A 24,265-nucleotide genomic window follows, 5' to 3' on the forward strand; every position below is an offset into this window, starting at 1 on the left:
AAGAAGGCCTACTTCTTCCCCGACCGCCGCATGACCTCATTGGTCAAAAACCGCAAATCCTCGGGATCGAGCTTGCCGATATCCTTGGCCAGCCGATTGGTCAGCTCGGTCGCCTCGGGCACCAGACCGCCGGTGTCGATGGTGATCTTGGGGTCGCTCAGCTCAGCCAGGCGCTGCAGCTCCTCGGCCTCGTCCCAGATCACGTTGAAAAACGTGATCATGCGATGCAGCAGGAAGCCGGTGGGCTTGCCGCGCCTTCCATGCTCAAGCGCCGACAGATAGGCACTCGACACATTGAGCGCCGCAGCCATCTCCTTGAGCGAGATGCCGCGTTCTTCGCGCAGCGCCCGGATTTTTGCACCCAGCGGGGTCATGAGCGGCGCAGGCGCACATACCACGCCCCCTCTCCACCATGACCACGCGCCGCAATGCTCCAGCCGGAGACCAGCGGCGCCAGGCTCGGTTCATTGAGCCAGAGCGGCAACATGGTGCGCAACACACCGCGCTCGCTCATCGCCGCGATATAGTCATTATCGGTTTTGAGGCCCTTTCCGGTGATCACCAGAATAGTACGGTCACCTCGGGCAAAGCGGGCCTGGATGAAGCGGTACAAAGCGCCGCGCGCCTCGTTCTGGGTCATGCCATGCAGGTCGATCGTGCCATCGATCTCGATCCGGCCGCGCACCACTTTCTTGCGCACCGAGGGCTCCACTGCCTTATCGGGCAGCGGACTATTGGCCATGGGCGCCTGATAGGGCGGCAGGAACGCCTTGCGCGGTGGTTTGCGCGCCGGCGGTGGCTTGGGCAGTTCAGGCTGGGGCTCGCCAACCGGCAGGGGCAGCGGGCCGGTGGCCATTTTCAGCAGGCCCTTGCGGCGCAGCGGATCGACTGTAGCGGCAACAGCCGTCCACAGGTGAAAATCGTGCGGCAGGCGTTTGGAATCACGCTTGGACATGCAAGGTCACGCCTGCCGGACACTGAGATCAATCGAGCTGGCTGGTGGAAGTGACTTTCCAATTGGGATCGCGCGATTTGGGATTACGCGCAAAGGTCCATTCGTCGGCCACGGTCTGCACCTGATCGGCATTGCCCTCGATCAGATTGGCATCCTTGTCGCGGGTAGCCGACACCACTTCGGCATGGAACCGTACCGTGATCAGGATATTCTTCTTGTCGTATTCGGCTTCCGAGATTTCCACCTTGGGCAGGCCGACAAAGGTGAAATCGACGGTCTGGCCGGCCGCTTCACGATCGGCAATGACGCGCTGGAAGCCGTCGAACACGTCCTTTTCGAGCAGGTTCTTGAGTGTGGTGCGATCGCCCGAGGCAAAGGCGGTGACGATCATCTCATAGGCCTGCTTGGCGCCATCGAGGAAGGATTTGGGCGAGAAAGTCGGGTCGGCCTCGACCACCTGGCGCAGTCCGGTGGCGAGATCCGCATCGCCATGGGAGAGCTGTTCGATCTCCGCCTCGGTCTTGCGAGCGCGGCGCTCGTCGTCCAGATCCGGGGCCGCGGCCGTGGGCCGGGGACGCATCGGCACGACGGTATCATCAGTCGCCGGGGCGTCGGCAGGTTTGCGCCGCTCGACCGGCGGGCGTTCATTTCCCGTGCGGGTGCCCAGCACGGAGCGCAATCTGAACAGGACGAACACCGCGACAGCGATGACGATGAGGGTCGGAAGATCTAGAAATTCGGCCATCAATGGGTACCTTGCGCAAGACGCATCGGAAAATCGACACGGGTGACGCTCGCTGAGCGCGGAGATTGGCCTATATATAGGCAAAGCCTCACCTCAAAACCAGTTCACGTTGGGGCGAGTTGCAATTTGCCGCGGCGTGACGCGGATTTACCGGAAGGATGTCCGCCTTTGGCTCGTTTTTTCGCCCTGGGTCTGCTGTTGCTGCCGATTGTGGAAATCGCCCTGTTCATCAAGGTGGGGCAGACCATCGGCCTGTTCCCCACTCTGGCGCTGGTGATAGCGGCGGCCGTGTTCGGCGCTATGCTGCTGCGTCAGCAGGGCTTGAGCGTGGTCAACCAATTGCGCGGCAATATCAGTGCCGGCCAATTGCCGGCCCGCACCATTGCCGACACGATGATGATCGGGCTGGCCGGGCTGATGCTGATCCTGCCGGGCTTTCTCACCGATATCCTGGCTTTGGCGCTCTTGCTGCCGCCGGTGCGTGGCTGGATTTATGGCGCCCTGGCCAGTCGCGTCACCGTGGTCGAGACGGCCAGTTATCGGAGCCAACGCGATCCCGGGGATGGCCGCATTCATGGGCCGGGCACCATTGATCTGGATGAAGACGACTATCGCCCGAAATGACGCCAGGGCGGGCGCTGCGCTTGTGGCACAAGGCCAAAGATGCTAGCCACCCCGGCAACGATATTGCCGCAAAGGACTAGAGAATGGCTGACGAGAACCAGGGCGCCGCAGCACCCCAGGCCAGCAATTTGCCCTCCATGAACTTGGTGGGTCAGTATATTCGCGACCTCTCCTTCGAAAATCCCGGTGCGCCCGGCTCGATCATGGCCGGTGGCGGCAATCCGGCCTTCAACGTCTCGATCTCGGTCGGCGTCAAAAAGCAGGCCGATGACATTTATGCGGTCGAGCTGACGCTGAACGCCAAGGCCAATCGCGAAACCACCATTCTGTTCAATGTCGAGCTGGTCTACGGCGGCGTGTTCCGCCTCAAGAATGTGCCCGAAGCCCAGCTCAGCCAGCTTTTGATGATCGAATGCCCGCGCCTGATCTTCCCGTTTGCCCGTCAGGTCCTCGCCAGCGTCACCCAGCAGGGCGGTTTCCCGCCGCTGATGATGGAACCGGTCGATTTCGCCGCCATCTATCGCCAGAACCTGGCCCAGCTCGCCGCCAAGCAGGGCGCAGCTCCGCTGACCGCCGCCAATGCCGAGACCGACAAGCCAAATTGATTTTGGCCGTTTTAGTTCTGTGATGAAGCAAACCCCGGATCCATGGTCCGGGTTTTTCTATTCGGCGGCGGCCACTTCGCTGTCGTATTGCGCCCAGAGCGAATCGGGGCCCAGCTTGGCCACCATGGCGGCATGCGCGGCACGCTCGGCCTCGCTAATCTTGCGCACCAGCGGCACCGGCCGCGGCGCCACATCGGCGCGGGCGGCAATGGCGTCGGCGCCCGAGACACGGTTTTCCGCGATCAGCGCCAGGCTGACCTGCTTGCCGCCGATCAGCTCGAGATAGACCTCAGCCAGGATCTCGCTATCGAGCAGGGCGCCATGCAGCGTGCGGCGGGAATTGTCGATGCCGTAGAGCTTGCACAAGGCATCCAGGCTCACCCGCGAGCCGGGATGCTTGGCCCGCGCCACCATGACCGTATCGATCACTTCATTGGCCAGGATCGGCCGGCCGGCCTTTTTCAGCTCGGCATTGAGAAAGCCGATATCGAAGGCCGCATTGTGGATGATCAGCTTGGCATCGCCGATGAAATCGAGAAAGTCGCCGGCCACCGCCGAAAAGAGCGGCTTATCGGACAGGAATTCTTCCGACAGGCCATGCACTCGGAAGGCCTCTTCGGGCATGGAGCGCTGCGGATTGATATAGACGTGATAGTGCCGGCCCGAGGGGATGTGGTTGATCAGCTCGACGCAGCCGATTTCCACCAGCCGATCGCCATCGGCGGGCGACAGGCCCGTGGTTTCGGTATCGAGCACGATCTCGCGGTTCATTTTTCTGGCCCTTTGGCGCGGATAGCGGCGACCAGCGCGGCGACCTCTTTTTGGGTCTGGGCGACGGAGCTGCCGGTATCGAAGAGATAGGTGGCGCGTCTCTTCTTTTCGGCCTGGGGAGTCTGGCGGGCAAGGATGGTGTTGAGCTTTTCCACGGACATCCCCGACCGCGCCAGCGCCCGCTCGCGCTGGATGGCCTCATCGACAAAGGTCACGGCGATGGCGTCAAAGCCATAATCATGGCCGCTTTCGAACAGAAGCGGGACTTCCACCACCGCCAGCGCATGGCCCTGGGTCTCGGCCGTGTCGAGAAATTGCGCGATGCGGGCACGGACCAAAGGGTGCACCACGGCTTCGAGCCGCTTGAAGCCGGCGGGGTCTTCACCCAGTTTCTTAGAGAGCAGAGCACGGTCGATGCGGCCGTCATGGGTGACGCCGGGAAAGAGAGCCTCGACCGCCGCTACGGCCTCGCCCTCATAGAGTTCGGCCACGGCGGTATCGGCGGAAAAAACCGGCACGCCCAGGTCGGCAAAAGCCTTGAGCACCGTCGATTTTCCGGTGGCAATCGATCCGGTAATGCCGATGCGCCACATGCTCAATGCTCCAGCGTGGCTTGGATCCTGGTGCGCAAATCTTTGGTCACAAGAGGTCGAATGCCGAACCAGGCCTCGAATCCCGGCACAGCCTGATGCAGCAGCATGCCCAGCCCATCGACGATCCGCAAGCCACGCGCCCTGGCATCGGCCAGGAGCGGCGTCACGAGGGGCGCATAGACGATATCGGTCACCAAGGCGTCCGATGGGAGCAGATCAAGATTAAAGCCATCAAAGCGGCTGCCATGCATGCCAATGGAAGTGGTGTTGACCACAAGCCCCGCCGACGGCGCAGCGGCATCGAAGTCAGCCAATTCGCCAGCACGGACATCGCCGCCAATTTCCGCCGCCAAGTGATCAGCATTAGACCTTGTGCGATTGAGCAAAATCACAGGAACGCCACGGCTTTTAAGCGCCACCAGAATAGCCCGTGCCGCCCCGCCGGCACCCAGCACGATGGCGGGCTTTTTGCCCGAGGACCAATCGGGTGCCCCCACGTCGAGATTGCCCAGAAAACCGAGATAGTCGGTATTGGTGCCATGCACCTTGCCGTCACGCGCCACCAAAGTGTTAACGGCACCAATGGTCCTGGCCAGCGGATCGACACTGTCACAGAGGGCAAACACCGCTTCCTTGTGTGGAATGGTAACATTGCCGCCGGCAAATTCACCCGCCCGAAGCCGCTCGAAAAAGCCGGGCAGTTCGGCCGGCGCGACGTCGATGGCCTCATAGCTGCCGTCGATGCCGTGTTCGGCGATCCAGGTGCCATGAATCAAGGGCGAGCGCGAATGGGCGATGGGATGCCCGATAACAAAGGCTTTGATGGTCACGCTGACGGCTTTCCGGCCAGAAGTTCGGGCGCAATGGCGCGCAAAGCCGCCAGGAGCGGCAAAAGCGGCAGGCCCAGAATGGTGAAATAATCGCCGGTCACGGTTTCGAACAGCCGGATGGACGGGCCTTCGAGCCGATAGCCGCCCACCGAATTGAGCGCCGCGGGACCTTCGCGGTCCAGAATATCCTCGCGCTCCTCGGCGGAGAAATCGCGCATGGTGAGTTCTGCTGTCTGTAGATCAGACCACAAAACCTGACCATCGCGCACCAACGTCACCCCGGCATGGAGGCGATGGGTCTTGGCCTTGAGGTGATCGAGCTGGGCAGCGGCGGCGGCACGATCGGCCGGCTTGTGCAAAAGCTCGGTGCCCAGCGCCAGGGTCTGATCGGCCCCGATCACAAAAGCGCCCGCGTTAGCATTTGAGACCGCTTCGGCCTTCTTTTGCGCCAGCAGCAAAGCCACGTCGCGGGCATCGGCGCCATTGGCCAAAGCCGCGGTTTCAATGGCCCGTTCGTCAATGGCGGCGGGTTGGGTCGAAAACCGCAAACCGGCTTGTTGCAGCAGGGTTTTTCGCGTCTGGCTTTGGGAGGCTAGGATCAGCATGGGCCCATGTTTTCCACACTGTCATCCACAGCTCAAGCCCTCGCTGTGATAATGACTCATGGTTTTGGCTCGGGGCCAAACTTGTTCGACTTGGTAAATTAAACATTAACAGTTGGACTCGGGAGGAGGGTCCACGAGGGCTATGGATAGCTCTGGGGAAAACCCGGCTGGGGCACTGTCGTTCTATCAAGCGGATTCGCACAGGCGGAATCGAATCGTTGACTCGGGACTCAGGTTCTTAACGCCGCGTTAACCATTTACCTTTCGTTAAGGTTTGTGGCCGGCCGATTTTGATTCACACCCTGTTAACCTCTGCGCTGCGCCCTTGTGTCACCGCGATGGGCGATTGTGGACGGCGATGAATTCATCCAAAACACCGCCATGATAATACAAATACTAAGAACAAGATTCTCTTTAGGGGTTTTGGAAGGGGTGATCGAATGAGCACTGTGGCCCACAAACCTTTGCTGGCAACAGTGATGGGCGAACGCCAGGAGCGACCCCCGATCTGGATCATGCGACAGGCTGGTCGCTATTTGCCGGAATATCGCGAGCTGCGCGCCAAGACCAATGGGTTTCTGGAACTCTGCTACACGCCGGAGCTGGCCGCTGAAGTCACGCTGCAGCCGCTGCGCCGTTTCCCGCTCGATGCAGCAATCCTATTCTCCGACATTCTGGTCATTCCCGACGCCCTGGGCCAATCGGTGCGTTTTGAGGCTGGGGAAGGGCCTGTCCTTGAACCGGTGACAGCCGAGACAATCGGGCAATTGCAGCCCGAGCGGGCTTTGGAGCATTTGGCCCCGGTGTTTGAAACCTTGCGTCGGGTTCGCGCTGGCCTTGCTCCGGACAAGACCCTGATCGGCTTTTGCGGTTCGCCTTGGACGGTTGCGACTTACATGATTGGCGGCCGCGGCTCGCCCGATCAGGCCGCCGCGCGATTGTTTGCCCTGCGGCACCCTGAGGCCTTTGCGGCTCTGATGGATGTGTTGGTGCAAACCAGTATCGACTATCTCGTCGCTCAATTTGCTGCGGGCGCCGATGTGGTGCAGCTGTTTGAAAGCTGGGCGCTGAACCTGGACGATGAGGCCTTTGTCAGCCAGGTCATCGATCCCAATCGCCGTATTGTCGAAGGCGTTCGCGCCCGGGTGCCCAATGCGCCGATCATCGGCTTTCCGCGTGGAGCAGCCGGCAATATCGCGGCCTATGTCGCGGCGACGGGCGTTAATGCCGTCGGGCTCGATTATGCCACCCCGCTGGCGTTTGCCGCCAAGCACGTCCCGGCCGGGTTTCCCGTGCAGGGCAATCTTGATCCGCTGCGGCTGGTGGCCGGCGGTGCGCAGATGGAAGATCGGGCCCACCAGATCATTGCCGCCTTTGCCGATCGGCCGCATATTTTCAATCTGGGCCATGGCATCGTTCCGGAGACGCCGATTGCCCATGTCGAGCGCCTGGTCGAGCTGGTCAGAAACGGCTAGCGGACCAAAGAAACTGAACTGTTGAGGAGTTCACCCAAATGGAATGGATCAAGGCGGGCCATGTGATCGCCGTCATCGCCTGGATGGCCGGCATGCTCTATCTGCCGCGGCTCTTCGTTTATCATTCGGTGGCCGAGATCGGCTCGGACAAATCCGAGACCTTCAAGATCATGGAACGCCGGCTGCTGCGCGGCATCATCACGCCGGCTATGATTGCCACCTGGATTTTTGGCCTTTGGATGGTGGCTTTGGGTGCCGTCGACTGGAGTGCCGGCTGGCCCTATCTCAAGGCCGTCGCCGTTTTGGCGCTCACCGCTTGCCATGGGATTCTGGCCCGGCACACGCGCGAATTTGCTGGGGACAAGAATACCAGGCCGCAAAAGTACTTCCGCATCATCAACGAAGTGCCCACGGTTTTGATGATCATCATCGTCATCGCGGTGATCGCGCGGCCGTTCTAAAATCCTGTTTCACGTGAATCCGGTTCGGGCGTTCGTGTTCGATCTTGAAATCGCGCCGGGATCACGCTACATGATGGCCAACGCACCCGAGACTTAAAGCTGACTTCCCAAGTCGCTGCGCGGTGCCCACCCTCCCAAAATAGCCTCAACGCTCTTTTCGATTTCCCTCAAGGGTCCATCCGCTACATGCAGAATATGAAGCTCAGCGAGCTCAAGGCCAAATCTCCGGCCGAATTGCTGGTGTTCGCCGAAGAACACGAGGTCGAGAATGCCTCGACCATGCGCAAACAGGAATTGATGTTTGCCATTCTCAAGGAGCTGGCGGCTCGGGATATCGACATCACCGGGGAAGGCGTGGTTGAAGTGCTGCCGGACGGTTTTGGCTTCCTGCGCTCTCCCGACGCCAATTACCTCCCCGGTCCCGACGATATCTATGTCAGCCCCAGCCAGATCCGCCGCTTCGGCTTGCGGACCGGCGACACGGTCGAGGGCGAAATCCGCTCTCCCAAGGAAGGCGAGCGCTATTTCGCGCTGCTCAAGGTTTCGACCATCAATTTCGAAGATCCCGAGGCGGTTCGCCACAAGGTCAACTTCGACAACCTCACCCCACTCTATCCGGAAGAACGGCTCCGCATGGAGCTGCCTGATCCGACTTTAAAGGATCGTTCGGCGCGGATTCTCGATCTGGTTGCGCCGCTTGGCAAAGGCCAGCGTGCCTTGATTGTTGCTCCTCCACGTACCGGTAAGACGGTATTGTTGCAGAATATTGCACAATCTATCGCGACCAATCATCCCGAATGCTATCTCATCGTGCTGCTCATCGACGAGCGCCCCGAAGAAGTGACCGACATGCAGCGCTCAGTGCGCGGCGAAGTCATCTCCTCCACCTTTGACGAGCCGGCCAGCCGCCACGTTCAAGTCGCTGAAATGGTGATCGAAAAGGCCAAGCGCCTGGTCGAACACAAGCGCGACGTGGTCATCCTGCTCGATTCCATCACTCGCCTTGGCCGCGCCTACAACACTGTCGTGCCAAGCTCGGGCAAGGTGCTGACCGGTGGTGTGGACGCAAATGCCCTGCAGCGTCCCAAGCGCTTCTTCGGCGCCGCTCGCAATATCGAAGATGGCGGCTCGCTGACCATTATTTCGACGGCGCTGATCGATACCGGTTCGCGCATGGACGAAGTGATCTTTGAAGAATTCAAGGGCACGGGTAACTCCGAAATTATTTTGGACCGCAAGGTCGCCGACAAGCGCGTCTTCCCGGCGCTGGACATCACCAAGTCCGGCACCCGCAAGGAAGAGCTGTTGGTCGAGCCCGATATCCTCAAGAAGATGTATGTGTTGCGCCGTATCCTGACCCCGATGGGCACGATCGACGCCATGGAATTCCTGATGGACAAGATTCGCCAGACCAAGACGAATTCCGACTTCTTCGATTCGATGAATACATAAAGCAGATGGGCGCGTTGCGAGCTTTCGCCGCGCCTATTGCCGCCTGATCCGATGCGGTCAGGCGATACAATCGTGGCGTTGTCCTCAGGGGCACCGCCCTCGGGCGTCGCAGTGATCCGGCTCTCCGGTCCCGCCGTCCCTCAAATCCTTGCCCAGGTGGCCGGCAGCGTCCCCGAACCGCGTCGCATGGTGCTTCGACCGATTGGTCTGGGCTCCGTGCTTGATCGCGGTCTCGTCGCCTTCTTTCCCGCTCCCCATAGCTTTACCGGCGAAGACTGCGCTGAATTGCAGGTGCATGGCTCGCCCGCCGGCGTGCGCGCCATCCTCAAATTGCTGACCGGGCAGGGGGCTCGCCTGGCTGAGGCTGGCGAATTCACCCGCCGCGCCTTCGAGAATGGCAAGCTGGACCTGGTTGAAATCGAAGGCCTGGGCGATCTGCTGGAGGCCGAAACGGAAAACCAGCGGCGCCAGGCCCTGGCTCGTTTCGAAGGTGGCCTGTCGCGCCAAATCGATGATTGGCGCAATCAGCTGCTTGATCTGCGGGCCGAAATTGAAGCGCGGCTTGATTTTTCCGATGAAGGTGATGTTGCCGATGGTCTGCCGGTACAATTCGGCGACGACATCGCGGCGCTGAAATCCAGCATTGGCACGGCTTTGGCCTCGATCGAACATGGCCGGATCGTCCGCGAGGGCATTCGGGTGGCGCTGGCCGGTGTCCCCAATGCCGGAAAATCCAGCCTGCTCAATGCCTTGGCGCGTTCCGATATCGCTATTGTCACCGACGAGGCCGGCACCACCCGCGATGTACGCGAAGTACCGCTCGACATTGCCGGCCAGCTCTTTGTGCTGCTGGACCTTGCCGGCCTTCGCGAGACTGACAGCAAGGCCGAGGCCGAAGGCGTGCGCCGAGCCCGTCACGCCATCGAGTTGGCCGACATCGTGCTGTGGCTGACCGCGCCAGATACCGCTGATATGACACCACCGACCGTCTCCGTTCCCATGCTGCACGTCGCGACCAAGTCCGATCTTGGCGGCGCGGACATTGCGGCGGATATTGCTGTTTCCGCGCAAACTGGCGCCGGTCTTGATCAACTTTTTGCTCATCTTCGCACTATCGGAGAAGCGCTGGGGACGGGTGAACCCGCTCTGCTGAGCCGTGAGCGCGATCGGCTGGCACTACAGGACGCGAGCACGGCGCTTGATGCTGCTGCGACCAGGCTGGACGACATGGAACTGGCCGCCGAGAATCTGCGGCAGGCATCATTCGCGCTGGAACGCTTGGTGGGTCGGCTTGATGCCGAGCGCGTGCTGGACCGGCTGTTTATGAGCTTTTGCATCGGCAAGTGATTCACGTGAAACACGGCCCTGCCGCGCCGTGAATTGATTCACGTGAAACATTGGCCTATGAGGGCGCGCCGGAGATTTTATCATGCGCGACTATGCAGTCATCGTTGTTGGAGGTGGTCATGCGGGCTGCGAAGCCGCCGCGGCCTCGGCACGTCTGGGTGTTCCCACGGCTCTCGTGACCCACAAATTCGCGACGATCGGCGAAATGAGTTGCAATCCGGCTATCGGCGGCCTCGGCAAGGGCCACCTGGTGCGCGAGATCGATGCGCTGGATGGACTGATGGGCCGCGTCACAGACCAGGCCGGCATTCAGTTCCGAGTGCTCAACCGTCGCAAGGGCCCAGCCGTACGCGGCCCCCGTGCGCAGGCCGACCGCAAGCTCTATCGCGAGGCTATGCAGGCGGCGATCACTGCTCAGCCCAATCTCGATGTCATCGAGGGCGAGGTCGACGATATCGTCGTCACGGACGGCGTGGTCAGCGGCGTCGTTCTGCTGGACGGCCGCCAGATTTCGACCAAGGCCGTAGTACTGACTACCGGCACCTTCTTGCGCGGCTTGATCCATCGCGGCGAAGAAACCGTGCCTGCTGGACGCGTTGGCGAAAAGCCCGTGCTGGGCCTCTCCACCCGGCTCGAAGCGCTTGGCCTCAATCTTGGCCGCCTCAAGACCGGCACCCCGGCGCGTCTCGATGGCAGCTCCATTGATTTCTCTGCCCTTGAAGAGCAACCTGGCGATAATCCGCCCGAGGCGTTTTCTGCACTGACCACGGCAATTACCACTCCACAGGTCAGCTGCCACATCACGCGCACCACGGCCGACACGCACAAAATCATCTCGGACAATCTGCACCGCTCAGCCATGTATTCCGGCCGTATCCAGAGCCGTGGGCCACGCTATTGCCCATCCATCGAGGACAAGGTAGTACGTTTCGCCGATCGCGACAGCCACCAGATTTTCCTTGAGCCTGAAGGGCTCGATGACAGCACGATCTATCCCAATGGCCTGTCCACCTCGCTCCCGGCCGATGTGCAGGAAGCGTTTTTGAAGTCAATGCCGGGCCTTGAAAATGTGCGCATCGTCCGTCCCGGCTATGCCATCGAATATGATTATGTCGACCCGCGCGAGTTGCGCCTGACGCTTGAGGTCAAAAAGCAACCCGGCCTCTATCTGGCCGGTCAGATCAATGGCACGACCGGCTATGAAGAGGCCGGCGCGCAGGGCCTGCTGGCTGGCGCCAATGCCGCCCTGGCCGCTCGTGGCGCTGAAGCGCTGACCCTGTCGCGCACTGAAAGCTATCTTGGCGTCATGGTCGACGATCTGGTGACGCGCGGTGTATCCGAGCCCTATCGCATGTTCACCTCACGCGCCGAATTCCGGCTCTATCTGCGCGCCGACAATGCCGATCAGCGCCTGACCCAGACGGGGATTGCGGCCGGATTGATCGGCGAACAACGTGAATCTATGTTCCGCCGCAAGGCAGACGGTTTGCAGAGCGGCCGTAAGTTGCTCGAAACATTGAGCGTGTCGCCCAGTGCCGCCCGCAAGGCCGGTATTGCCGTCAATGAAGACGGCAAGGCGCGCTCGGCCTTTGATCTGCTGTCCTATCCAGACGTGACACCGGATGATGTTACGCGACTTTGGCCAGAGATTGCCCAGATCGATGCGACTACCCTCGAACAGTTGGTGGTCGATGCGCAATATGCCGTCTATCTCGAGCGCCAGCGCGCCGACATTGCTGCGGTGCGCCGCGATGAGCAGCGGGGCATTCCAGACTGGCTGGACTATGCCGCGATCCCCGGTCTCTCCATCGAACTGCGGCAGAAGCTGCAGCAGCATCAGCCCCAGACCATTGCCCAGGCACAGGCACTGGATGGAATGACACCGGCGGCCATTACGCTGTTGCTGTCGGTGATTCGTCGCGGCGAGCTGCGTAAGGCGAGTTGATGTCTGAAACTGCTGCCTCTCTTAAATACGCACCGCACTTTGTGCGGCCCACTGATGCGGTTATTGCCGATCTGGAATCCTATGCTCAGCTGTTGCGTAAGTGGCAGGCGGTACAGAATCTTGTTTCACGTGAAACACTGAACCAGGTGTGGACTCGGCATTTTGCCGACAGCCTGCAGATTCTTCCGCTGTTGCGGGATGGTGATCACAATTTTATGGACCTGGGCAGCGGTGGCGGTTTTCCGGCGCTGCCGTTGGCCATAGCTCTCAAGGGCGGGCCGCAGCGATTCGTGCTGGTGGAGCCCAATGGTAGAAAGGCCAGCTTTCTCCGCACTGTAGCGCGGGAACTGGACCTGGCGGTGACGGTTTTCGCGCAACGCAGTGACCAGATTGATTCACGTGAAACACCAGCGCCTGATGTCATAACCTCCCGCGCACTGGCGGCAATGCCACTGCTCTGCGACTGGATGGAGCCGTTTTTCACCAGCAAAACCCGGGCCTTACTGCATAAGGGGAGGGAATATGTTGAAGAATTGGCGGATTCGGGTGCGCATTGGCACCACGACGTGTTAATGGTTCCTAGCGACACCGATCCGGGCGGCGTGATCCTCGAGATCACGAATCTGCGACGGAAATCAGTGCGTTAGCGGAACGACACTGGAGGCTGATTTGACGCCCCGAATTCTGACTCTGGCCAATCAGAAAGGCGGCGTGGGTAAAACCACGACGGCGATCAACCTGGCGACTGCCCTGGCGGCCATTGGCGAGCGGGTGCTGATCGTCGATCTCGATCCGCAAGGCAACGCCTCGACGGGTCTCGGGATCTCCCGCAATGACCGCGAAGTGTCCTCCTATGACCTGCTGGTGGGCGAGGCGACCGTCGCGCAATCGGCAATTATGACCAGTGTGCCCAATGTTGCCATCGTCCCCTCGACCATGGACCTGTTGGGCGTCGAACTGACCATTGCCGGACAGGCTGATCGTGCTTTCAAATTGCGCAATGCTTTCAAGCAATTGGGCGATCTGACGATCAATGATCGGCCGGTCAGCTATATCCTGATCGACTGCCCGCCTTCGCTGAACCTGCTGACCATCAATTCGCTGGTGGCGGCCGATGCCGTGCTGGTGCCGCTGCAATGCGAGTTTTTTGCGCTGGAAGGCCTCAGCCAACTGCTGCAGACCATTGAGCAGATCCGTTCGACGCTGAACCCGCGCCTGTCGATCCAGGGCGTGGTGATGACCATGTTCGACAAGCGCAACAACCTCTCCGAGCAGGTTTTGCAGGATGTGCGCAGCGAAATGGGCGATCTGGTCTATGACACGGTGATCCCGCGCAATGTGCGGCTGTCGGAAGCGCCGTCCTACGGCAAACCGGCTTTGCTCTATGATTTGAAATGTGCCGGCAGCCAGGCCTATCTGCGGCTGGCGACCGAAGTGATCCGCCGTGAGCGGCAGCTCAACGCGGCATAGGAGCCCGATATGAACGACAAACCGACACGACTGGGCCGCGGGCTGGCCGCGCTGATCGGCGATATGGCGACCATTGAGGGCGCCCGCGTCACTGAGAGCGGTGGCGTCAAGCGCCTGCCGGTCGAGATGATCATCGCCAATCGTTCCAATCCACGCCGCTCGTTCGACGCGGATCAGCTTGAAGAGCTGACCAATTCGATTCGCGAAAAGGGCGTGATGCAGCCCTTGCTGGTGCGGCCGAGCGAAGATCCCAATATTTTCGAGCTGATTGCGGGCGAACGTCGCTGGCGCGCGTCGCAAAAGGCGGGCCTGCATGACGTGCCGGTCATTGTGCGCGATGTCGATGACAAGGAAGCGCTCGAGCTCGCCATTATCGAAAATGTGCAGCGCGCCGACCTCAATCCGCTCGAAGAGGCCATGGGTTATGGCCAGCTGATCGAGCAATTCGACTATACCCAGCAGGACCTGGCGCAGGTAATCGGCAAGAGCCGCTCGCATGTCGCCAATACGCTGCGCCTGCTCAAGCTACCCGAGGATGTGCGCGGCATGGTCGCCAGCGGTACGTTGACGGCCGGGCATGCGCGGACCTTGATTACGGCCGATGATCCGGCCCAACTGGCGCGCCAGATCGTTTCTGGTGGTCTTTCGGTGCGCGAAGCGGAAGCCTTGAGCCAGCAGCGTGATGTTGCGGGCAAGCGCAAGGCCACGGAGCCAAGCGCCAGCCGGGATGCGGATACTGTCGCGCTGGAACGCCGACTGTCGGACGCGTTGGGCCTATCGGTATCGCTGGCGCATAGCGAACGCGGCGGAAAGCTGGAGATCCGCTACAAGACGCTCGAGCAGCTCGATGGCATTTGTGCGCGGCTGACCGGTTACCCGAACTGATCGTGTAACCGCAACGTTTCACGTGAAACGTGCATGCTGATTCCTGGGTTAATGCGATGCGGCCATCATGCAGATGGCGAGCAGAGCCCGGCGCAGGCTGGTTTCGGCTAGAGCCGGCCGGCGGCGGCTGTCGGCGGTGGTCTGCAGGATGCGGTCGCTGGCGACCGCGAGGGCGCTATCCGTCCAGAGCCGCAATTGCTGTTCCAGCGCCGCAGCGCGCGAAAAATGTGGCTTGGGGCGCAGCCCGTCCAGCACGGCGCGCGGGGTCTTGCCGGCATCGACTTCCACTCGCCAGCGCCGCAGATTGGCGAAGTGGATCGTGGTCATGGCCAGCAGGCGCTGTGGGTCGACGGCCGACGACAGGGCGCGGTTGAGCGCCAGTTCCAGCTTTTCAGCATGTCCGCCGCCGGTGGCATCGAGAATGGCGTCGATCACCAAGGCGCCATTGTCGGCGCAGAGCAGCAACACATCCTCGCGCGTCAGAACCTTGCTGCTGGCGGCGTAGAGCGAGAGTTTTTCCAGTTCGCGGCGGGTAATTTCGCGGTCATTGCCCAAGATTTCACGTAGCGTGGCAATGACATCGGCATCGACGCGAATGCCTTGCTGGTTGAACGTCTCGCGAATCAGCGCGGTCAGGGTCTCGTCATTGTCGGGATAGCAGGGCAGGGCGCGGCCCAGCTTTGCGGCTTCCACCAGTGCCCGCAAGGCATCCTTGGGAGCAAGATTGCCGGCCTCGAGCACGATGGCGGCGCCGCCGGGATCGTCGCGTAACTCGGTCAGCGTCATCACCAGGGACTTGGTGGCGCCGCGCACCCGCACGATACGCTTGCCACCAAACAGCGAGATGGTTTTGGCCTCGACAGCCAGGATGGATGGATCGGCATCCACTTCGCTGCCATCGAGCACGACCAGACTGGCGCTTTCGGGATCGTCTCCTGTGAGGGAGCGGATCAGCTTTTGCGCGGTTTCGCGCACCAGCCCGGTATCCGGTCCATAGGCGAGGAAAATGCCTTCGGTCAGGTCGGGGCGTGCGAGAAAGCGGGCAACCTCATGCGCCTTGAGCGCGCTCATCAGCGGCTCAGGGCTGCCAGCAGGCCGAGGCGCAGCGATTCGGCGGCGGCTTTGGCGGCGCGTTCGGCGGCTTCGCGGGCAGCCTCGCGATCGGCCAGCACCTGATCGCTGCGGGTATAGCCGGCCGTGGCGAACCGCGTCAGTTTGATGGGCGGTTTGCTGCTGCCATCGCGATAGGTGATGGTGAGCGTTGCCGTTGCGGTGACTTCCACCGGCTTTTCCGGATTGTCCGTGCGCGAGAGCATGGTATCGGCGGCGGAGGTGCTGACCGATGCCTGCGCCAGCGGAGCATCAGGCGCCTCGGAGTGCCCGAAGCGCAGCGAAAGCTCCTGGTAGACGACCTGTTCCAACCGGCTATTGGGCTTGGCAAAAGCCAGGTTCAATAGCGGTTGGCTGGCCAGCGTGCCGCTCGAATAGACCGGCGCAAAGCTGCATGCGCCCAGCGCCGCTGATATAGCCAGGATACCGGCAAGAGCAATGGGGCGCAGGGCTTTAGACAACGACATTGACGATCCTGTCCGGCACAACGACGATTTTCTTGGGTGCCTTGCCATCCAGCATGCGGACAATCTCGTCCAGTGACAAGACGCGTTTTTCGACCTCGGCCGCGGGCAGGCCCTTGGGCACCACGATCTCGCCGCGGCGCTTGCCATTGAGCTGAATGGGCAAGGTCACTTCGTCGTCCACCAGCAAGGCCGGATCGACATTGGGCCAATGGGCGTCGGCAACCAGGCCCGGTTTGCCCAGCGCTTCCCAGCAGGTTTCGGCCAAATGCGGCATCATGGGCGCGATCAGCTGGATCAGGCGTTCTACGCCCTCTTCCAGCGCTGCCAGGCGGGCGGCGGGGGCCACGGCGACCAGACCGGCCGAGCGGACCAGGGCATTGGTCAACTCATAAATCTGGGCGACGGCGCGGTTGAAGCGCAGGCCCTCGATATCACCACCGACATTGTGCACGGCGCGATGCACCGCTTTGCGCAGGGCCAGCGCTTCTTCATCATCAGATGCGCGAACAATGCCGGAAGACTGTTTGGCAATCTCGACCGTTTCACTGACCAGGCGCCAAATGCGCTGCTGGAAGCGGCTGGCGCCTTCAACGCCCGCCTCGGTCCATTGCACATCGCGCTCCGGCGGGGAGTCCGAGAGCATGAACCAGCGGGCAGTGTCGGCACCATAGGTGGCCACGATCTCGTCGGGATCGACCACATTCTTCTTGGATTTGCTCATCTTTTCGACCGAGCCGATGGTGATCGGCTCGCCCGAAACCAGATGCTTGGCCGTGCGGGTTTCACCCAGCGCTTCCAGTACGATCTCGGCCGGCGCCACCCACTCACCCTTGGGGGATTTGTAGGTCTCGTGGGTCACCATGCCCTGGGTGAAGAGGCCCTTGAAGGGCTCGTCCAGATCGACATGGCCGGTCGCCTTCATGGCGCGGGTGAAGAAGCGCGAATAGAGCAGGTGCAAAATCGCGTGCTCCACGCCACCGATATATTGGTCCACCGGCAGCCAGCGATTGGCAATCTCGGGGACAGTCGGGGTTTCGGCATGGGGGGCAGTGAAGCGAGCGAAATACCAGGAACTATCCACAAAGGTGTCCATGGTGTCGGTTTCGCGCCGCGCCGCGCCGCCGCATTGCGGGCAATGCACATGCTTCCAGGTCGGGTGATGGTCCAGGGCATTGCCGGGCTTGTCGAAGCTGACGTCTTCGGGCAGCACGACCGGCAGGTCCTTTTTCGGCACGGGTATGGTGCCGCAGACCTCGCAATGGATGATCGGAATTGGCGCGCCCCAATAGCGCTGGCGCGACAAGCCCCAGTCGCGCAGGCGATATTGCGTTTGCGCCTTGCCCCAGCCCTTGGCTTCAAACAGCGCCAGGGTCTGGTCCATGGCCTCCTGGCACGTCAGTTCGGCGCCGCTTTCCCCAAACCAGTGCACATAGCGCACTTTCTGGGTCTTGAGCGGGGAGAAAGCCACGTCGCCGACGGCTTCGTCGCTGTCGAGCGGCTTGAACACATCGATGACCGGCAGGCCATATTTGCGGGCGAAATCGAGGTCGCGCTGATCATGGGCCGGGCAGCCAATAATGGCGCCCGTGCCATAATCCATCAGCACGAAATTAGCGATATAGAGCGGCAGTTCCCAGCTCGGATCGGCCGGATGGGTTACCTTGATCCCGGTATCAAAACCCAGCTTTTCGGCGGTTTCCAGTGCTGCGGTCGAGGTGCCCGATTGCTGGCAGAGCTTGTTGAACGCGGCGATCTCTGGATTGTCTTCCGCCAGCGCCTTGGCCAGCGGGTGGTCGGCGGCGATGGCGGCAAAGGTGGGGCCAGCCATGGTGTCGGGGCGGGTGGTGTAGACCGGCAGGGTGGCAAAGCCATGCGGCGCACCCTTGACCCCAAAGTCAAAGGCCAGGCCCTGGCTCTTGCCGATCCAGTTGCGCTGCATGGTGCGCACTTTTTCGGGCCATTCGGTCAGTCCGTCCAGCCCGGTCAGCAGTTCCTCGGCATAGTCGGAAATCTTGAAGAACCATTGTGTCAGCTCGCGCTGTTCCACCACGGCGCCCGAGCGCCAGCCGCGCCCGTCGATGACCTGTTCATTGGCCAGCACGGTCATATCGACCGGGTCCCAATTGACCTTGGAATTCTTGCGCGTGATCAGGCCTGCCGCCAGCATGTCGATGAACATCGATTGCTGATGCTGGTAATATTCCGGCTCGCAAGTGGCGATTTCGCGCGTCCAGTCGATGGACAGGCCCATGGATTTGAGCTGCGCCTTCATCGAGGCAATGTTTTGCCGGGTCCAGGTGCCCGGATTCATCTTGCGCTCGATAGCGGCGTTTTCTGCCGGCAGGCCGAAGGCGTCCCAGCCCATGGGATGCAGCACATTGCGGCCCTTGGCGCGCCAATAGCGGGCCACCACATCGCCCATGGCGTAATTGCGCACATGGCCCATATGGATGCGGCCAGAGGGGTAGGGGAACATCTCGAGGACGTAATAGGGCTCGCGCGTATCGTCGTTATTGGTCACGAAGCTCTTGGCATCGTCCCAGACCTGCTGCCAGCGGGGCTCTGCTTCGCGCGGATTGTAGCGTTCGACGCTCACGATTTCGTCCTCGAATATGCTGGAATCGCAAGCGGCGAAAAACTGGCACGCAGCTTGCGTTGTAAGGGGATTTTGGCTACCGGACCATCAACAGAAAACCCCCTCAAGGTCAACAGGAACAGGGCAAAAGCATGGACGACAGCGATATCCTTGCCGCCCGCAGCCTGGGCGAGATCCACGAGCGCATGGCTGCGGCGCAAAAGCGCTTCGGCCCGCCCGCCAATCATGTCGAGCTGGTGGCCGTGTCCAAGACCTTTGCGGCCGAGGCTGTCTTGCCGTTTCTCAAGGCCGGGCAGCGCGTGTTTGGGGAAAATCGCGTGCAGGAGGCCAAGGACAAATGGCCGGCCTTGCGCGAGGCCTATCCCGAGGTGCAATTGCACCTGATCGGGCCGCTGCAGACCAACAAGGCGCGCGAAGCCGTGGCTTTGTTTGACGTCATCGAAACCCTCGATCGCGACAAGCTGGCCATTGTGCTGGCCGAGGAGATGGCGCGCGCCGGCAAGCGCCTGCCGTGCTTCGTGCAGGTGAATATCGGTGGGGAAGAGCAAAAGAGCGGCATTGCGCCGGCCGAGACGGCGGCATTCGTCGCCCGCTGCCGCGCCGAGCATGGGATCGATATTGTCGGGCTGATGTGCATTCCACCCGATGGCGTGCCGCCCGGTGCCTATTTCGCGCATCTGGCTGGATTGGCAGAGATCTGTGGTGTGGCGGGGCTCTCCATGGGCATGAGCGGGGATTTCGAGCTTGGCATTGCCATGGGGGCTACCCATATCCGAGTAGGGTCGGCGCTGTTTGGCTACCGGCCCAAGGCAGACCCGCGCTGAAACGTGGACGAGCAAGTGTAAATCGCGGAGATCGCTGCAACTTTTAACGCTCTCGCATCGTTCCTGACTGTCGTAACGCCGATGTGATTGGTTGGACAAAAACCGGTCGCAATAGTGTGACCCTTGATCGGGCAAAGCGCCAAAAACCCGGAGAAAACAATGAACAAGCGACGCATTCTGCTGGTGGACGACGATACCGATCTGCGGCAGACCCTGGTCGAGCAGCTCGAAACGCATAACGAGTTCGACATTCTCCAGGCCGGCACCGCCAATGACGCGCTCAAGGCCACCCGCGAAAACAATATCGATCTGATGATCCTCGATGTCGGCCTGCCCGACATGGATGGGCGCGACGCCGTCAAGGTGTTGCGCACCGAAGGCTATAAAAGCCCGATCCTGATGCTGACCGGTCACGATAGTGATGCCGATCAGATCCAAGGCCTTGAATCGGGGGCCAATGACTATCTGACCAAGCCCTTCCGCTTTCCGGTGTTGCTGGCGCGAATCAATGCGGCGCTGCGCCAGCATGATCAAAGCGAGGACGTGGTGTTCACCATCGGACCCTATAGCTTCCAGCCTTCGGCCAAGCTGCTCGAAGCCAATGATGGCGGCAAGGTGCGGCTGACCGACAAGGAAACCTCGATCCTCAAGTTCCTCTATCGCCAGGGCCCCAAGACCATCACGCGGGATGTGCTGCTCAAGGAAGTCTGGGGCTATAATAACCGGGTCACCACGCATACGCTGGAAACTCATATCTACCGGCTGCGCCAGAAGATCGAGCGCGACCCCTCCAATGCGCGCTTGCTGGTCACCGAAGAGGGTGGCTATCGCCTGGTTCCGTAACGCGGAAATCGGGTACAAATCGGCACAAAATGCCTTATAGGATGAAGACTGTCCGCGCCTTGGGTGCGGACGGTATGCATCTGGACTTGGGGCTTATGATCAGGGACGACGCGGCCGAGGCGCTGGCCAGGGCCGAATTTTTCGATATCTGCGACGACGAGCAAAGGCGCATGCTGGCCTTTGCCGGCGACACGCGTCGTTTCGAGGCCGATGCCGTGCTGTACAAGGCCGGCGACGTGCCTCTGGGCGCGTTCGTGCTGATTTCGGGAACGCTGCGCGCCAAGCCCGAAGGCCCGGCAGCGGGCAAGCCCTATGCCATGTCCGAGCCGGGCAGCGTGGTATCCGCCATGGCGCTGATCCTGGCCAAGCCGCGGCCGATCACCATCACCGCCGTCACCGAATGCCAGACCCTGTTCGTGCCCCGGCAGGCTTTCCTCAAGCTCGTGCAGCAATCGCCCGATCTGGCGCAACGCGCCGTCGAACGCGTGCAGCGCGACCTGGGCAATTACCTGGGCGCGCTCGAACCCGTCCGCGCCCGCATGAAGGGCGAATAGGCTTTTTGCGCGGCTGTTTCACGTGAATCCGGTTGTTGAGGCCTAAACCCCGGCAAACCGTACGATGACCGGTACGTGGTCGCTCGGCTTGTCGGCCCAGCCGCGATACGGCTTGGCGATCTCGGCGGCGATGCAATGTTCGGCAATGTCGGCGGTGGCCCAGATATGGTCGAGGCGGCGGCCCTTGTTGGCGTTTTCCCAATCGGCACTGCGATAGCTCCACCAGGAATAGAGTTTCTGGTCGAACGGCACATGCTTGCGCACCAGATCGGTCCAGCCATGGCCACCATTGAGAATGGCGTTGAGGGCCTCGGTCTCGATCGGGGTGTGGCTCACCACCTTGAGCAGCTGCTTGTGGCTCCAAACGTCGTTTTCATGCGGAGCGATGTTGAAATCGCCGGCAATAAGATGGCCGCGCTGGAATTCCGGCTCGGAGAACCAGCTGGTCAATTCGCTGAGGAAACCCAGCTTGTGCTTGAATTTGGGATTGATTTCGGGGTCCGGTTCGTCGCCGCCGGCGGGGATGTAGAAATTATGCACGGTCAGCGGACCGCGGCCCAGATCGAGCACCGCCGAAACGTGACGTGATTCGGGGATTTCGCAGAACACGCGGCTCGAAATGTCGGTCAGCGGGAATTTCGAAACGATGGCGACGCCGTGATAGCCCTTCTGGCCGTGTACCGCCTGGTGCGGATAGCCCGCCTCGGTAAAGGCATTGGTCGGGAACTGGTCATTGGTGCATTTGATTTCCTGCAGCATCAGCACGTCGGGCTGATATTGCTGGATGAAATCGAGCACCATGGGCAGGCGCAGGCGAACCGAATTGATGTTCCAGGTGACGACGGCGACGGTCATTGATTGGCCCCTTGAGCAGAGGGCATTCTTATCGCGGAGGGGGCCGCCAAGGACAAGCCGGAAATGGCAATGGTGTGATCCCTACTGACACAGGGCGTCAGCAGGCCAACAAAAACCCGGCCTTGCGACCGGGTTTTTCAAATTCAGCGCAATGGCCAAAAAGCTTATTCGCTCTTGGCTTCGCCTTCAGCGGCTGCGGCCTGCTCGGCAGCGGCGGCCGCTGCAGCGGCTTCCGCGTCCTTGGCGGCCTGCTCAGCGGCAAAAGCCTCTGCAGCGGCAACCTTTTCGGCTTCACGAGCCTCGCGCGCGGCCTGGGCGGCGGTGCGTTCGCTGGCCTCGATCTTCTTGGTGCGCGAATTGGTCGATTCGAAAATACGAGCCGATTTACCGCGACGATCGCGCAGATAGTACAGCTTGGCGCGACGCACCTTACCGCGCTTGAGCACTTCGACCGAAGCTATATTGGGCGAATAGAGCGGGAACACGCGTTCCACGCCTTCGCCATAGGAAATCTTGCGCACGGTGAAGCTGGAGGTGATGCCACCGCCGGTGACGGCGATCACGACGCCTTCATAGGCCTGCAGGCGTTCCTTGTTGCCTTCCTTGATCTTCACCCACACCTTGATGGTGTCGCCATGGGTGAATTCGGGAAGCTCGCGCTTGGCGGAGAGGGCGGCAACCTGCTCGGCCTCGATCTGTTCGATGATATTGGACATGTCTTGATCCGTTCTGATCTTTTCAATGGAGCGATTGCTCGGAACCTTTTGGGAAAATTCCGATCGCCCGGTCTTGGTTGGTAACGGAGGTTTTTCGTCTTTTTATTCGCACGTCATCGGGTCCGATCAGCCCAATGTCGCAGTCGTGGCGCGGCTATAGGGCAAAAACGCCCCAGAGTCTAGGGTTTCGGACAGTTTTATGACTTGTCTGGACCCAGCAGGTCGGGCCGCCGCTGCCGGGTGAGGGCCAGGCTTTGCTCGGCCCGCCACTTGGCAATTTTACCGTGATCACCCGAGGTCAGCACCGCCGGGATATCGACACCCTCGAATTGCTGCGGCCGGGTGTATTGCGGATATTCGAGCTGCCCGTTCTCAAAGCTCTCCTCGGCATGGCTCTCCGCCTTGCCCAAGACGCCCGGGATGAGCCGCACCACGGCTTCCAGCAGCACCATAGCGGCAACTTCGCCCCCGGCCAGCACATAGTCGCCAATCGAGATTTCCTCGAGCCCACGGGCGTCGATGACGCGCTGGTCGATGCCTTCGAAGCGCCCGCAGATGATCACGGCACCTGGGCCGAGCGCCAATTGCCGGGCCTTTTGCTGAGTGAGCGGCGTGCCGCGTGGCGACATCAGAATGCGGGGGCGGGGGTCGCCGGCAGGGGAGACCGCATCGATGGCGCTGGCGAGGATATCGGGCTTGAGCACCATGCCCGCGCCGCCGCCGGAGGGGGTGTCGTCCACGGTGCGGTGCTTGTCAGTGGCAAAATCACGCAATTGGGTGGCGTTGAGCGACCATAGCCCGTCCGCCAGTCCACGGCCAAGCACAGAGGCGCCCAGCGGGCCGGGGAACAGCTCGGGAAACAGCGTGATGATATCAGCGGAAAAACTCAATCGGGTTCTTCCTCGCCCTCTTCGGCATCGAGCGGCACGACAATGGTCAGGTAGCCCTCAGCGAGGTGGATATGGGGCACCACGGCCTTGATGAAGGGGTACAAATAGGTATCGCCCGATTGGGGATCGCGAATTTCAATGAGGTCCCCGGCGCCGAAATTGGGCAGTGCCGAAACCTTGCCCAGCACCACGCCATTATCGAGCCGCGCTTCAAGCCCCAGCAGGTCGGCATGATAGAAGTCGTCCTCATCCTCAGGCTCGGGCAAGCGGGCGCGATCGACGAAGAGCGAAACGCCGTTCAGCGCTTCGGCCGCGGTGCGATCGGCAATGCCCTTGATGTTGGCGATGATCACATTCTTCTGCACGCGCAATTTGGTGATGGTGATGATCAGGCCCGGCCGGTCGGTCTCCAGCGGCCCGTAATCGCCAATGGCGGCGGGGTCCTGGGTGAAGGGGGTGATGCGCACTTGCCCCTTGATGCCATGAGCGGCGCCGATCTGGCCCATCAGGATGGTCTTATTGGTGTCGGTCATTGCGGTTCCCGGCTTTGCTGTGCCGTTCCTAGCAGGCGGCGACACGAATGGGAATTCTTCGAGACGGCGGAACCGTGTGGCAGCGCTGGTGATTGTGGAGGCAGCAACACAGGA

At 61.2% G+C, this 24,265-nt stretch carries 27 protein-coding genes; 13 read left to right on the top strand and 14 right to left on the bottom strand.

What is annotated here, in order from left to right; translation table 11 throughout:
* Positions 1 to 8: 8 nt before the first annotated feature.
* From N8A98_RS09460 to N8A98_RS09470, 3 genes are read right to left on the bottom strand one after another with little or no spacing between them, the layout of a single operon-like run.
* A complete protein-coding gene (locus tag N8A98_RS09460) occupies positions 9 to 374 on the bottom strand; it encodes a helix-turn-helix domain-containing protein (protein ID WP_262170903.1) in 366 nt (121 codons plus the stop codon).
* Positions 371 to 955: a Smr/MutS family protein gene (locus N8A98_RS09465; protein ID WP_262170904.1), complete on the bottom strand. Its 585-nt coding sequence runs from the start codon at positions 953 to 955 to the stop codon at positions 371 to 373. The genes N8A98_RS09460 and N8A98_RS09465 overlap by 4 nt, the downstream gene beginning before the upstream one ends.
* 28 nt (positions 956 to 983) lie before the next feature.
* A complete protein-coding gene (locus N8A98_RS09470; protein ID WP_113123325.1) occupies positions 984 to 1,700 on the bottom strand; it encodes a Tim44/TimA family putative adaptor protein in 717 nt (238 codons plus the stop codon).
* Positions 1,701 to 1,868: 168 nt separating this feature from the next.
* Between N8A98_RS09470 and N8A98_RS09475 the strand changes: the two genes are divergently transcribed.
* Positions 1,869 to 2,324, top strand: coding sequence for an FxsA family protein (locus tag N8A98_RS09475; protein WP_262170906.1), 456 nt, complete (start codon positions 1,869 to 1,871; stop codon positions 2,322 to 2,324).
* An 83-nt stretch (positions 2,325 to 2,407) separates the two neighbouring features.
* Positions 2,408 to 2,929 (top strand): protein-export chaperone SecB, encoded by a 522-nt coding sequence (gene secB / locus N8A98_RS09480; protein ID WP_262170908.1) that lies wholly within the window; start codon positions 2,408 to 2,410, stop codon positions 2,927 to 2,929.
* A gap of 57 nt (positions 2,930 to 2,986) precedes the next feature.
* Here the strand turns inward: secB and dnaQ are convergent, their stop codons facing one another.
* From dnaQ to N8A98_RS09500, 4 genes are read right to left on the bottom strand one after another with little or no spacing between them, the layout of a single operon-like run.
* Entirely contained in the window at positions 2,987 to 3,700 is a 714-nt protein-coding gene (gene dnaQ / locus N8A98_RS09485; RefSeq protein ID WP_262170909.1) for a DNA polymerase III subunit epsilon, read from the bottom strand.
* Positions 3,697 to 4,293, bottom strand: a complete 597-nt coding sequence (coaE, locus tag N8A98_RS09490) for a dephospho-CoA kinase (protein WP_262170911.1) — start codon at positions 4,291 to 4,293, stop codon at positions 3,697 to 3,699. The genes dnaQ and coaE overlap by 4 nt, the downstream gene beginning before the upstream one ends.
* 2 nt (positions 4,294 to 4,295) lie before the next feature.
* Positions 4,296 to 5,123 (bottom strand): shikimate dehydrogenase, encoded by an 828-nt coding sequence (locus N8A98_RS09495; RefSeq protein WP_262170913.1) that lies wholly within the window; start codon positions 5,121 to 5,123, stop codon positions 4,296 to 4,298.
* A complete protein-coding gene (locus N8A98_RS09500) occupies positions 5,120 to 5,728 on the bottom strand; it encodes a Maf family protein (RefSeq protein WP_262170915.1) in 609 nt (202 codons plus the stop codon). Before N8A98_RS09500 ends, N8A98_RS09495 begins: the two co-directional genes overlap by 4 nt.
* A 440-nt stretch (positions 5,729 to 6,168) precedes the next feature.
* On the opposite strand from N8A98_RS09500, the gene hemE reads away from it, so the two are divergent.
* From hemE to N8A98_RS09540, 8 genes are all read left to right on the top strand, one after another.
* Positions 6,169 to 7,203 (top strand): uroporphyrinogen decarboxylase, encoded by a 1,035-nt coding sequence (gene hemE / locus N8A98_RS09505; protein WP_262170917.1) that lies wholly within the window; start codon positions 6,169 to 6,171, stop codon positions 7,201 to 7,203.
* Positions 7,204 to 7,241: 38 nt separating this feature from the next.
* Positions 7,242 to 7,664 carry a protoporphyrinogen oxidase HemJ gene (gene hemJ / locus N8A98_RS09510; RefSeq protein ID WP_262170919.1) on the top strand — a complete coding sequence of 141 codons (423 nt, stop codon included), beginning with the start codon at positions 7,242 to 7,244 and terminating at the stop codon, positions 7,662 to 7,664.
* Positions 7,665 to 7,850: 186 nt separating this feature from the next.
* Complete coding sequence (gene rho, locus N8A98_RS09515; RefSeq protein ID WP_035099144.1) at positions 7,851 to 9,116, top strand: transcription termination factor Rho; 1,266 nt, start codon at positions 7,851 to 7,853, stop codon at positions 9,114 to 9,116.
* Between the two features lie 51 nt (positions 9,117 to 9,167).
* The gene (mnmE, locus tag N8A98_RS09520) at positions 9,168 to 10,463 is read left to right on the top strand and encodes a tRNA uridine-5-carboxymethylaminomethyl(34) synthesis GTPase MnmE (RefSeq protein WP_262170921.1); all 1,296 of its coding nucleotides are present in this window, start codon (positions 9,168 to 9,170) and stop codon (positions 10,461 to 10,463) included.
* An 82-nt stretch (positions 10,464 to 10,545) separates the two neighbouring features.
* Positions 10,546 to 12,408, top strand: a complete 1,863-nt coding sequence (gene mnmG, locus N8A98_RS09525) for a tRNA uridine-5-carboxymethylaminomethyl(34) synthesis enzyme MnmG (RefSeq protein ID WP_262170923.1) — start codon at positions 10,546 to 10,548, stop codon at positions 12,406 to 12,408.
* A complete protein-coding gene (gene rsmG / locus N8A98_RS09530; RefSeq protein ID WP_262170925.1) occupies positions 12,408 to 13,055 on the top strand; it encodes a 16S rRNA (guanine(527)-N(7))-methyltransferase RsmG in 648 nt (215 codons plus the stop codon). Before mnmG ends, rsmG begins: the two co-directional genes overlap by 1 nt.
* A 22-nt stretch (positions 13,056 to 13,077) precedes the next feature.
* Entirely contained in the window at positions 13,078 to 13,878 is an 801-nt protein-coding gene (locus N8A98_RS09535; protein WP_262170927.1) for a ParA family protein, read from the top strand.
* A 9-nt stretch (positions 13,879 to 13,887) separates the two neighbouring features.
* Positions 13,888 to 14,763: a ParB/RepB/Spo0J family partition protein gene (locus N8A98_RS09540; RefSeq protein ID WP_262170929.1), complete on the top strand. Its 876-nt coding sequence runs from the start codon at positions 13,888 to 13,890 to the stop codon at positions 14,761 to 14,763.
* Between the two features lie 48 nt (positions 14,764 to 14,811).
* Here the strand turns inward: N8A98_RS09540 and holA are convergent, their stop codons facing one another.
* From holA to leuS, 3 genes are read right to left on the bottom strand one after another with little or no spacing between them, the layout of a single operon-like run.
* Positions 14,812 to 15,834, bottom strand: a complete 1,023-nt coding sequence (holA, locus tag N8A98_RS09545; protein ID WP_262170931.1) for a DNA polymerase III subunit delta — start codon at positions 15,832 to 15,834, stop codon at positions 14,812 to 14,814.
* Positions 15,834 to 16,340, bottom strand: a complete 507-nt coding sequence (locus N8A98_RS09550; RefSeq protein WP_262170933.1) for a hypothetical protein — start codon at positions 16,338 to 16,340, stop codon at positions 15,834 to 15,836. Before N8A98_RS09550 ends, holA begins: the two co-directional genes overlap by 1 nt.
* Positions 16,327 to 18,936 carry a leucine--tRNA ligase gene (gene leuS / locus N8A98_RS09555; RefSeq protein WP_262170935.1) on the bottom strand — a complete coding sequence of 870 codons (2,610 nt, stop codon included), beginning with the start codon at positions 18,934 to 18,936 and terminating at the stop codon, positions 16,327 to 16,329. Before leuS ends, N8A98_RS09550 begins: the two co-directional genes overlap by 14 nt.
* A gap of 131 nt (positions 18,937 to 19,067) precedes the next feature.
* On the opposite strand from leuS, the gene N8A98_RS09560 reads away from it, so the two are divergent.
* The 3 genes from N8A98_RS09560 (at position 19,068) to N8A98_RS09570 (ending at position 21,157) form a co-directional block, all read left to right on the top strand.
* Positions 19,068 to 19,760: a YggS family pyridoxal phosphate-dependent enzyme gene (locus N8A98_RS09560; protein ID WP_262170937.1), complete on the top strand. Its 693-nt coding sequence runs from the start codon at positions 19,068 to 19,070 to the stop codon at positions 19,758 to 19,760.
* A 159-nt stretch (positions 19,761 to 19,919) separates the two neighbouring features.
* Positions 19,920 to 20,603 carry a response regulator transcription factor gene (locus N8A98_RS09565; RefSeq protein ID WP_262170938.1) on the top strand — a complete coding sequence of 228 codons (684 nt, stop codon included), beginning with the start codon at positions 19,920 to 19,922 and terminating at the stop codon, positions 20,601 to 20,603.
* Between the two features lie 95 nt (positions 20,604 to 20,698).
* Positions 20,699 to 21,157 (top strand): Crp/Fnr family transcriptional regulator, encoded by a 459-nt coding sequence (locus tag N8A98_RS09570; protein WP_162740429.1) that lies wholly within the window; start codon positions 20,699 to 20,701, stop codon positions 21,155 to 21,157.
* Positions 21,158 to 21,199: 42 nt separating this feature from the next.
* On the opposite strand, the gene N8A98_RS09575 is transcribed toward N8A98_RS09570, so the two are convergent.
* From N8A98_RS09575 to rimM, 4 genes are all read right to left on the bottom strand, one after another.
* The gene (locus N8A98_RS09575) at positions 21,200 to 22,012 is read right to left on the bottom strand and encodes an exodeoxyribonuclease III (RefSeq protein WP_262170940.1); all 813 of its coding nucleotides are present in this window, start codon (positions 22,010 to 22,012) and stop codon (positions 21,200 to 21,202) included.
* Between the two features lie 164 nt (positions 22,013 to 22,176).
* Positions 22,177 to 22,728, bottom strand: coding sequence for a 50S ribosomal protein L19 (rplS, locus tag N8A98_RS09580; RefSeq protein ID WP_262170941.1), 552 nt, complete (start codon positions 22,726 to 22,728; stop codon positions 22,177 to 22,179).
* Between the two features lie 197 nt (positions 22,729 to 22,925).
* Positions 22,926 to 23,618: a tRNA (guanosine(37)-N1)-methyltransferase TrmD gene (gene trmD, locus N8A98_RS09585; protein WP_262170942.1), complete on the bottom strand. Its 693-nt coding sequence runs from the start codon at positions 23,616 to 23,618 to the stop codon at positions 22,926 to 22,928.
* Positions 23,615 to 24,151, bottom strand: coding sequence for a ribosome maturation factor RimM (rimM, locus tag N8A98_RS09590; protein WP_262170943.1), 537 nt, complete (start codon positions 24,149 to 24,151; stop codon positions 23,615 to 23,617). The genes trmD and rimM overlap by 4 nt, the downstream gene beginning before the upstream one ends.
* Between the last annotated feature and the right edge of the window lie 114 nt (positions 24,152 to 24,265).

The organism is Devosia neptuniae, assembly GCF_025452235.1.
Lineage (GTDB): Bacteria > Pseudomonadota > Alphaproteobacteria > Rhizobiales > Devosiaceae > Devosia.

Coding starts and splice junctions, on each gene's coding strand:
- N8A98_RS09570 (WP_162740429.1), top strand. CDS start 20,699: ATGATCAGGGACGACGCGGCCGAGGCGCTGGCCAGGGCCGAATTTTTC.
- rsmG (WP_262170925.1), top strand. CDS start 12,408: ATGTCTGAAACTGCTGCCTCTCTTAAATACGCACCGCACTTTGTGCGG.
- mnmG (WP_262170923.1), top strand. CDS start 10,546: ATGCGCGACTATGCAGTCATCGTTGTTGGAGGTGGTCATGCGGGCTGC.
- rimM (WP_262170943.1), bottom strand. CDS start 24,151: ATGACCGACACCAATAAGACCATCCTGATGGGCCAGATCGGCGCCGCT.
- hemJ (WP_262170919.1), top strand. CDS start 7,242: ATGGAATGGATCAAGGCGGGCCATGTGATCGCCGTCATCGCCTGGATG.
- N8A98_RS09560 (WP_262170937.1), top strand. CDS start 19,068: ATGGACGACAGCGATATCCTTGCCGCCCGCAGCCTGGGCGAGATCCAC.
- hemE (WP_262170917.1), top strand. CDS start 6,169: ATGAGCACTGTGGCCCACAAACCTTTGCTGGCAACAGTGATGGGCGAA.
- dnaQ (WP_262170909.1), bottom strand. CDS start 3,700: ATGAACCGCGAGATCGTGCTCGATACCGAAACCACGGGCCTGTCGCCC.
- rplS (WP_262170941.1), bottom strand. CDS start 22,728: ATGTCCAATATCATCGAACAGATCGAGGCCGAGCAGGTTGCCGCCCTC.
- secB (WP_262170908.1), top strand. CDS start 2,408: ATGGCTGACGAGAACCAGGGCGCCGCAGCACCCCAGGCCAGCAATTTG.
- holA (WP_262170931.1), bottom strand. CDS start 15,834: ATGAGCGCGCTCAAGGCGCATGAGGTTGCCCGCTTTCTCGCACGCCCC.
- N8A98_RS09550 (WP_262170933.1), bottom strand. CDS start 16,340: ATGTCGTTGTCTAAAGCCCTGCGCCCCATTGCTCTTGCCGGTATCCTG.
- N8A98_RS09465 (WP_262170904.1), bottom strand. CDS start 955: ATGTCCAAGCGTGATTCCAAACGCCTGCCGCACGATTTTCACCTGTGG.
- coaE (WP_262170911.1), bottom strand. CDS start 4,293: ATGTGGCGCATCGGCATTACCGGATCGATTGCCACCGGAAAATCGACG.
- N8A98_RS09500 (WP_262170915.1), bottom strand. CDS start 5,728: ATGCTGATCCTAGCCTCCCAAAGCCAGACGCGAAAAACCCTGCTGCAA.
- mnmE (WP_262170921.1), top strand. CDS start 9,168: ATGCGGTCAGGCGATACAATCGTGGCGTTGTCCTCAGGGGCACCGCCC.
- rho (WP_035099144.1), top strand. CDS start 7,851: ATGCAGAATATGAAGCTCAGCGAGCTCAAGGCCAAATCTCCGGCCGAA.
- N8A98_RS09470 (WP_113123325.1), bottom strand. CDS start 1,700: ATGGCCGAATTTCTAGATCTTCCGACCCTCATCGTCATCGCTGTCGCG.
- N8A98_RS09575 (WP_262170940.1), bottom strand. CDS start 22,012: ATGACCGTCGCCGTCGTCACCTGGAACATCAATTCGGTTCGCCTGCGC.
- N8A98_RS09540 (WP_262170929.1), top strand. CDS start 13,888: ATGAACGACAAACCGACACGACTGGGCCGCGGGCTGGCCGCGCTGATC.
- N8A98_RS09460 (WP_262170903.1), bottom strand. CDS start 374: ATGACCCCGCTGGGTGCAAAAATCCGGGCGCTGCGCGAAGAACGCGGC.
- N8A98_RS09565 (WP_262170938.1), top strand. CDS start 19,920: ATGAACAAGCGACGCATTCTGCTGGTGGACGACGATACCGATCTGCGG.